A 7,119-nucleotide genomic window follows, 5' to 3' on the forward strand; every position below is an offset into this window, starting at 1 on the left:
TTTTTTAAATAAATAAATCTAATACTAATACTCCAATAAGACCTATAATACCTATAGAAGTTTCCATGACAGTCCAAGTTGCAAGCGTATCTTTTACAGAAACATTAAAATACTCTTTAAATAACCAGAACCCTCCGTCATTAACATGAGAAAGCATAAGACTTCCAGAACCAATTGCTAGAACCATTAATTCTGGATTTACATTAGTATTTGTAATTACAGGAACTAATATCCCTGCAGTCGTTAGTCCTGCAACAGTAGCTGACCCAACACAAACTCTTATTAAAGTGGCAATAGCCCATCCTAGCAAAAGTGGAGACAAGCTTGAGGTTTTTAATAAACTCCCGATGTAAACACTGACGCCGCTATCAATCAAAACTTCTTTTAAAGCTCCAGATCCAGCTATAATTAATAAAACCATAGTAACTCCCTTAATTGAGTCAGAGCATTTTTTCATAATTTCATCCATACTCCTTCCTTTAAAAATACCAAGAGTATAAATAGAAAACATTAATGAAATCAATAAAGCAATAGAAGGATTTCCGAAAAACTCTATATAAGTAAAGAAGTTGCTTTTCTCAGAAATAAAAGCTGTTAAGATCGTTGAAATACTTATTAAAAAAACAGGAAATAAAGCTGAGAAAATACTGATGAAAAAACTTGGTAATTTTTTTTTATCAAAAACTTCAGGAGGAGCAAAAGATTTTAAAGGTTTAGCATCAACCTTTTTTATAACTCTAGATAATATTGGCCCCGAAATGACAATAGCCGGAATGGCAATTATAATCCCGTAAATTAATGTTTTGCCAATACTTGCGTTAAAAAGAATTGCAACAGCAGTTGGTCCAGGGTGAGGAGGTAAATATCCGTGGGCAACCGATAATGAAGCCAATAAAGGGAGTCCCACATACATTAAAGGAAGTCGAGAAGAAGAAGCGATGGTAAAAACAAGGGGAACTAAAATAACAAACCCTACTTCGTAAAACATAGTAAGACCGATAATGAAGCCAGAAAGCATGACGGCTAATTGTATGTTGTTTATTCCAAAGAAATCTATTAGCTTGAATGATATTTGCTGGGCTGCTCCGCTGTCTGCAATTATTTTTCCAAACATAGCTCCAAGTCCTAAAATCATAACTAACGATCCAAGTGTATTTCCAAACCCATCCTCAATCGATTCAATGACTTGATTGATTGGCATTCCATTAGCTATTCCAATCACTAAAGAAACTAAAATGAAAGAAATAAATGCATTTAATCTTCCGAAAACTATTAGAGTAAAGAGCAACAAAATTCCACAAACGACAATAAAAAGGGGCATAAATATTATGTTTTATGTTTAAGTTTCAATATAAATTTAAATTTAATAAAATTAAGTTCAAAAGCTAGTTAGACTTCAAGTCTTTAAATCAAATGATTATATTTACTAGGCCTATAACAATATAGCTTTGGTTATTAAACCTTGTTTAGATGAAAAAATTGATTGCATCCTACGGAGAGATACTTTTAAGAATAAGTCCTCAAAATCATTATGATTTAATTGAACAAACTAATTTATTCAGAACTTTTTTTGGCGGATCAGAGGTAAATGTATCTTGTAGTTTATCTCTTTTAGGGCATTCAACAAAAATTATTTCAGTTTTACCAAATAATCAACTAGGTATTGCTGCAAAAAAGAACATGCAACAATTTGGCGTTAATACAAGTAATATTTTCTTTGAAAATGGGAGAATGGGTACGTATTACTTTCAACATGGTGTTTCAAACAGAGGTGCCGAAGTAATTTATGATAGAAAAAACTCATGCTTTTCAAATAAATTAATTACAGAAGATGAATGGGTTGATGTTTTAAAACACTCTAGTCATCTAATTTTATCAGGAATAACTCCTGCACTTTCAGAATTTTGTATGACTAACATATTAAATTCAATTAAGATTGCTAAAAAATTAAAAATTAAAATAGTTTTTGATTTTAATTATAGAAGAACTTTATGGACAAAAGATCAGGCATCGAAATTCATTAATAAAATAATACAGGATGTTGATATTGTTTTTGGTAATTTGGGTGTTATGGTTGATTTGTACGATTTTAAAACAAATTCAATTAAAGATTATATTCAACTAGAGAAGGCAACTTTATCTGCATCGAAAGCTCTGTCTGATCTTGGAAATTTTGAGCAAATAGGAATGACGATAAGGAATCAAATTAATGCAAATGAAAATGTTCTTGGAGGACTCATTAAAACTTCTGATGGTGTTTTCTTAAGTAAGCCCATCAAAACAAGAATCATAGATAGAATTGGAGGGGGAGATGCTTTTGTTGCTGGAGCCTTACATGGTATAATAAATCAATGGAAAGGTAATAAAATTATAAATTTTGCAGCAAATGCATATTCAATTACACAAACTTTTTTAGGAGATATTAATATTATGAAAGAGAATGAAATTTTTAAAATTTCTTCACATGAAAACCAAGGTCATCTTACTAGATAATTTTTTATGAGTACCGAAATAGTAAAAAAAATAAAAAAAGCAGCGGTAATTCCTGTTATTGAAATTGATTCGGTTGAAGATGCAATTCCTTTAGCTAACGCATTATTAGAAGGAGGTATTAATATAGTTGAAATAACACTTCGTTCGTCTAAGGCAATCAAATGTGCAGAGGAAATTATAAAAAATGTTAAAAGTATTAGCGTTGGTGTTGGAACTCTTATAAGTGCTGATCAAGTGACTTCTGCAATTGATATTGGAGTTGATTTTGCTTTTTCACCTGGCTGTAATCCTAAAATAATTAATTTAAGTATAAAAGAAAATCTATTATTTATTCCAGGTATTTCAACACCAACAGAAATAGAAATTGCTTATGATAATGGCTGTAATATTTTAAAATATTTTCATTCCGAAAGCAATGGAGGCTTAACTTATTTAAAAAATATTTATAAACCATATAATCATTTAAATTTAAAATTTATACCCACCGGAGGAGTTAACTTATCTAATTGTTTAAATTACATTAACAATGATTTTGTATTAGCTATTGGAAGTAGTTGGATAGCGCCAAAAGAATTAATTAAATCTAAAAATTGGAATTTAATAACTTCAAATGCAAGAAGTTTTTTAAAAAAAATCAAAAATCAATTTCACTAACCATCTCTCCACCTACATCTTCAGTTTCAAGAAATAAAGCGCCATTTTCTGCCCAAAAGAAACAAGTGGAACAAACAGTAAAAGGAGAAGTAGCTTTTTCATTATTCTTAAATGTAAGAAAATTAAAAATACCTGAACTTACTGAAGAAGATATGCATTTAGTTGCCCATAATTATGGGTTTGTATTTATTCCCCACTGTTTATCAAAATCCTCATCATTGCTTGAGCAGACTCTTTGCCAATTAATTTAATCCGATCTCTTGGAGTATCATCGCCTATTTCATAGGTGACACCTACGGCTTTATGTGCATAAAGAAACCAGCCTTTGGAAGTGGGTTGTCTACTATTACTTGGCTTTTCATTTACTTTATATTCAGGGATTCTTTCTTCTAAAGAAGAAAACCATTTAGGTAAAAATTCTGGTAATGCAGTTAACTTTCTTTCTATATTAGTATAGAAAACATCATAGTATGTAGAGTGAAAATCAAGTCCCAATAAAAGTTTTGAATTATTTTTATTAAGGACCTTTGTAATGTAATCAACTGTAGTTTTTATTTCAGATTGATGATAAAAAGACCAATCTCTATTTGTATCTACACCCCCAGCATTATGTCTCCAATGACCAAGATCAACTCCATCTGGATTCATAAGTGGAAAAGCTAAAATTCTATAGTTATCCAAAAAACTTGATGATAATTCATTTTCTTTAAGTATGGTTTCCAAAAATGCTTTAAAAGCAAAATACCCTGTTACCTCTGGAGGATGTTGACGAGTTAATAAAACAATAACTGGTTTATTCTTTGGCAAACCTTTATAAATATCTAAAACTTTAAAAGGTCGATTTAATTTAGTTTTACCTATTTTTTTAAATCTCACATAGTTTTCTTTACCCTTAACTAAATCATTTACCCAATTATATATAATACTACTGGTGTGCAATTCTTGTCCAGAAATAATTTTAGGTGTTTCATTTATCGTAAGAATTAATGAGCTAATATTTTGATCAAATTTGAAATTTAAAGAATCGACTATTTTCCAGTTACCATTAGATTTGATTTTAGGAATATAACGATGTTTGTATCCCTCAGGGTATTTAAACCTCAATAAAACTTTTTTAGATGAGGAGCTCCAAATCTTAAAGGCATAAAAAGGACTAGGATTAATTGGCTTATTCTCTGGCAGAATTGATAAAACATAGGTGCTGTCATTTAACTGATTAATATTATTTAAACGAGCACCTTCAAAATCATTTGAAAAATATACTCCTGATTCATCAAATGAGAAGATTCTCTTTTTCTGAAAACTAATTGATCTAGTTTTTGTATCAACATATTCCTTAAAAACAACTTTAGGCGCTGAAATACAACCAATTAATAAACAAAAAATTATATAATATTTTAATTGATTTATTGATTTCATCATTGATTAGTTTTATTTACAAATTATGAACTTTCATTAAACATATAAGACATATCAGTTACACTTGGCAAATCAATCAGTCGTATGCGTTGGGAAGAGCTAATTGGTATACATCTAAAATGTATAAAAATTAACTCCGAATACCCTATAAACATTGATTATTCCCATTGTGCTTTTTCTTTTATTGATCTTGTGATTGTATATAATATTATAAGGGCAATTGCTATATGGAAATATCCATATAAGTCTGGCACACCAAGATCTAATGACAAAATCATATAAGCCTGAAAAGCATTAGTAAACAAAATAGCAAGACCAATTTTTTTAGCAATTGAAGTTGCGGCTAAATTATCAGACCCATAATTAGGTTTAGTAGGAATGGTTAGAATAGCTTGAGCGATAAAAGCCATTATAATGGGTAAATGAAATAAAGATTGATCATCCGAATAGGCAATTGATTCTCCTATAATTGGCAAAAAACTAAATAAACATATACCTAATAAGAAAGGAGTTCTTTTTAATTTAATTGAGCCATATAATGATAGTAATATAAAAGTTATTCCAGTAACTGTAAATAAAATGTCCGATGGATTATTCATAAATAATATAGTTTTTTAATTGTGTTAGTTATTCATAAATGTAAGAAAAAACAGCAGGCTAAGAAAAAGTTATACCCTTCCTAATAAACTAAGAATTTTTTAGAGTTAGTATTCCATCCACTTTGAGACTTGTAATCAACAAAGAAAATTTTCAAATCACTTTGTGATGCATAATCAACAAAATATATATTTTTATCAGCTTGAGACTGATATTCAATAAAATACCATAAGCCTTCATTTCCTTTTGATTGTGAAGAGTAATCTACCTTAAAAACATTAAGGTCAGCTTGAGATTTATAATCAACTACATAAACTTTTATATCTGCCTGGGAAGAATATTCTACTGAAAATATTTTTTGAGAAACAGCAGCTAAAGGAACAAACAGTAAAAGAAGAAGTAGCTTTTTCATATTCTTAAATGTAAGAAAATTAAAAATACCTGAACTTACTGAAGGGGATATGCCTGTTATTTAACCTTAATTAAGTTGAATTTTATAAACTTTTGAAAAACCAGTTACAAAAAGATTTTCTTCATTTGTATCAAAGGCACAGTTTGTCACTCCTCCACCCAAATCGATAGTTGCCTTTAACTCCCCCTTTGGTGATATAATAAGAATTCCATTGGGTCCAGAAGTGAAAATATTACCAGAAGAATGTACTTTTAAACCATCGAACCCTCCTTCGAATTGTTTACTTAACTCCGTGCCATCAAAAAATAATTCACCTTTATTAGTGGCAACATTGAATCGCATAATTACCGGATTATCAGCATCTGAATTATTAACAAATAAAAATTTTTCATCAAGGGTTAGTGCAATTCCGTTTGGCAAAGTCATTTCATTTGAAATCAAACTTAAGTCTCCAGTAGAACTAAGTTTATAAACCCCACTATAGTCCAATTCCTTGTACTTGTTATTAAAACTTTGACTTGCAATATCAAAAAAACCGTAAGGAGGATCTGTAAAATACACATCTCCATTTTGACTTATAGCTAGATCATTTGGACTATTAAACCTCATCCCCATATAGTTATCTACTAAAGTTGTAAATGAAGGTGTTTTTGTGCCTATATTTTCTATTACGGCTAATCTTCTATCTCCGTGTTGACAAACTACTAATCTTCCATTATCATTAAAAGTAATTCCGTTTGCACCAATTAATCCTTCTTCAAAATTTGGAGCATAAGCAGTATAGCCACTTGGAACTATATACTCTTCAACTCCAGTGTCCTTGTTCCATTTGAAAATTTTATTCTGGGCAACATCAGTAAACAATAAAGATTTTATTTTTTCATCCCATAATGGTCCCTCAGAAACAAACAATGAATCTGCTATGACTTCAATTTCTGCTTCTTGATCAATTATGCTTCTAATAGATTTATCTATGATTTTAATTTTATTATCATCATTTGAATTTTTGCAACTTAAAAAGCAAAAAGAAATTATTATAAGAAATAGTCGGGTGAGTCTCATCTTAATTGATTTATAATTAATATTTCTGAAATATAATAAATATAAGAAATTAAAAATACCTGAACTTACCGAAGAAGAAATGCCTTATTTACATTCGCCCATTGTATAGGTTTCTATGCCCCAAGCACCAGCCATACATTGATTTGAATACGTTTTATTATTACATCCACAAACAGGATTATAATCTTTTGTACAAGCTATTTCTTTTATATTTTCATTTTCCTTACACTCATTTGAATTACTATTTCCATCACCCTTAAAACAAGAAGTTAATGGAACAAATAGTAAAACAAGAAGTAGCTTTTTCATAGTATTAAATATAATAAATTGAAGGTGATTTAAAGTCAAAATATTAAAAAGCAGAAAAACATCAAAAAAGTGTAAAAAACAGCAAAAAATGATCAATAAATTATATACGGTGTTGGGCTTAGTATTTTTTTATTTAGAATTTACATCAGGTCTTTTTCCGAATTGCCACATTA

Annotated in this window: 8 protein-coding genes; 2 read left to right on the plus strand and 6 right to left on the minus strand. The window is 29.5% G+C overall.

What is annotated here, in order from left to right; translation table 11 throughout:
- Positions 1-4: 4 nt before the first annotated feature.
- The gene (locus tag AC34EU_RS02255; protein WP_487534412.1) at positions 5-1,321 is read right to left on the minus strand and encodes a gluconate:H+ symporter; all 1,317 of its coding nucleotides are present in this window, start codon (positions 1,319-1,321) and stop codon (positions 5-7) included.
- A 149-nt stretch (positions 1,322-1,470) separates the two neighbouring features.
- On the opposite strand from AC34EU_RS02255, the gene AC34EU_RS02260 reads away from it, so the two are divergent.
- Together AC34EU_RS02260 and AC34EU_RS02265 are read left to right on the plus strand one after the other, a co-directional pair.
- Positions 1,471-2,493 (plus strand): sugar kinase, encoded by a 1,023-nt coding sequence (locus tag AC34EU_RS02260; RefSeq protein ID WP_487534413.1) that lies wholly within the window; start codon positions 1,471-1,473, stop codon positions 2,491-2,493.
- A gap of 6 nt (positions 2,494-2,499) precedes the next feature.
- On the plus strand, positions 2,500-3,147 hold the full coding sequence (locus tag AC34EU_RS02265) for a bifunctional 4-hydroxy-2-oxoglutarate aldolase/2-dehydro-3-deoxy-phosphogluconate aldolase (protein WP_487534414.1): 648 nt from the start codon (positions 2,500-2,502) through the stop codon (positions 3,145-3,147).
- A 186-nt stretch (positions 3,148-3,333) separates the two neighbouring features.
- On the opposite strand, the gene AC34EU_RS02270 is transcribed toward AC34EU_RS02265, so the two are convergent.
- The 5 genes from AC34EU_RS02270 to AC34EU_RS02290 form a co-directional block, all read right to left on the minus strand.
- The gene (locus AC34EU_RS02270) at positions 3,334-4,569 is read right to left on the minus strand and encodes a M14 family metallopeptidase (protein WP_489696018.1); all 1,236 of its coding nucleotides are present in this window, start codon (positions 4,567-4,569) and stop codon (positions 3,334-3,336) included.
- Positions 4,570-4,724: 155 nt separating this feature from the next.
- The gene (locus tag AC34EU_RS02275) at positions 4,725-5,165 is read right to left on the minus strand and encodes a hypothetical protein (RefSeq protein WP_487534416.1); all 441 of its coding nucleotides are present in this window, start codon (positions 5,163-5,165) and stop codon (positions 4,725-4,727) included.
- An 80-nt stretch (positions 5,166-5,245) separates the two neighbouring features.
- On the minus strand, positions 5,246-5,575 hold the full coding sequence (locus tag AC34EU_RS02280) for a 7(1) septoil knot domain-containing protein (protein WP_487534417.1): 330 nt from the start codon (positions 5,573-5,575) through the stop codon (positions 5,246-5,248).
- 66 nt (positions 5,576-5,641) lie between these two features.
- On the minus strand, positions 5,642-6,637 hold the full coding sequence (locus AC34EU_RS02285) for an SMP-30/gluconolactonase/LRE family protein (RefSeq protein WP_487534418.1): 996 nt from the start codon (positions 6,635-6,637) through the stop codon (positions 5,642-5,644).
- A gap of 84 nt (positions 6,638-6,721) precedes the next feature.
- On the minus strand, positions 6,722-6,946 hold the full coding sequence (locus tag AC34EU_RS02290) for a Kazal-type serine protease inhibitor domain-containing protein (RefSeq protein ID WP_487534419.1): 225 nt from the start codon (positions 6,944-6,946) through the stop codon (positions 6,722-6,724).
- Positions 6,947-7,119: the final 173 nt, after the last annotated feature.

The sequence above is a fragment of the Candidatus Marivariicella framensis genome (assembly GCF_982709265.1).

What these genes read in the sequence shown, in the direction of transcription:
- AC34EU_RS02255 (WP_487534412.1), bottom strand. Translation starts at nt 1,321, where the DNA reads ATGCCCCTTTTTATTGTCGTTTGTGGAATTTTGTTGCTCTTTACTCTA.
- AC34EU_RS02260 (WP_487534413.1), top strand. Translation starts at nt 1,471, where the DNA reads ATGAAAAAATTGATTGCATCCTACGGAGAGATACTTTTAAGAATAAGT.
- AC34EU_RS02265 (WP_487534414.1), top strand. Translation starts at nt 2,500, where the DNA reads ATGAGTACCGAAATAGTAAAAAAAATAAAAAAAGCAGCGGTAATTCCT.
- AC34EU_RS02270 (WP_489696018.1), bottom strand. Translation starts at nt 4,569, where the DNA reads ATGATGAAATCAATAAATCAATTAAAATATTATATAATTTTTTGTTTA.
- AC34EU_RS02275 (WP_487534416.1), bottom strand. Translation starts at nt 5,165, where the DNA reads ATGAATAATCCATCGGACATTTTATTTACAGTTACTGGAATAACTTTT.
- AC34EU_RS02280 (WP_487534417.1), bottom strand. Translation starts at nt 5,575, where the DNA reads ATGAAAAAGCTACTTCTTCTTTTACTGTTTGTTCCTTTAGCTGCTGTT.
- AC34EU_RS02285 (WP_487534418.1), bottom strand. Translation starts at nt 6,637, where the DNA reads ATGAGACTCACCCGACTATTTCTTATAATAATTTCTTTTTGCTTTTTA.
- AC34EU_RS02290 (WP_487534419.1), bottom strand. Translation starts at nt 6,946, where the DNA reads ATGAAAAAGCTACTTCTTGTTTTACTATTTGTTCCATTAACTTCTTGT.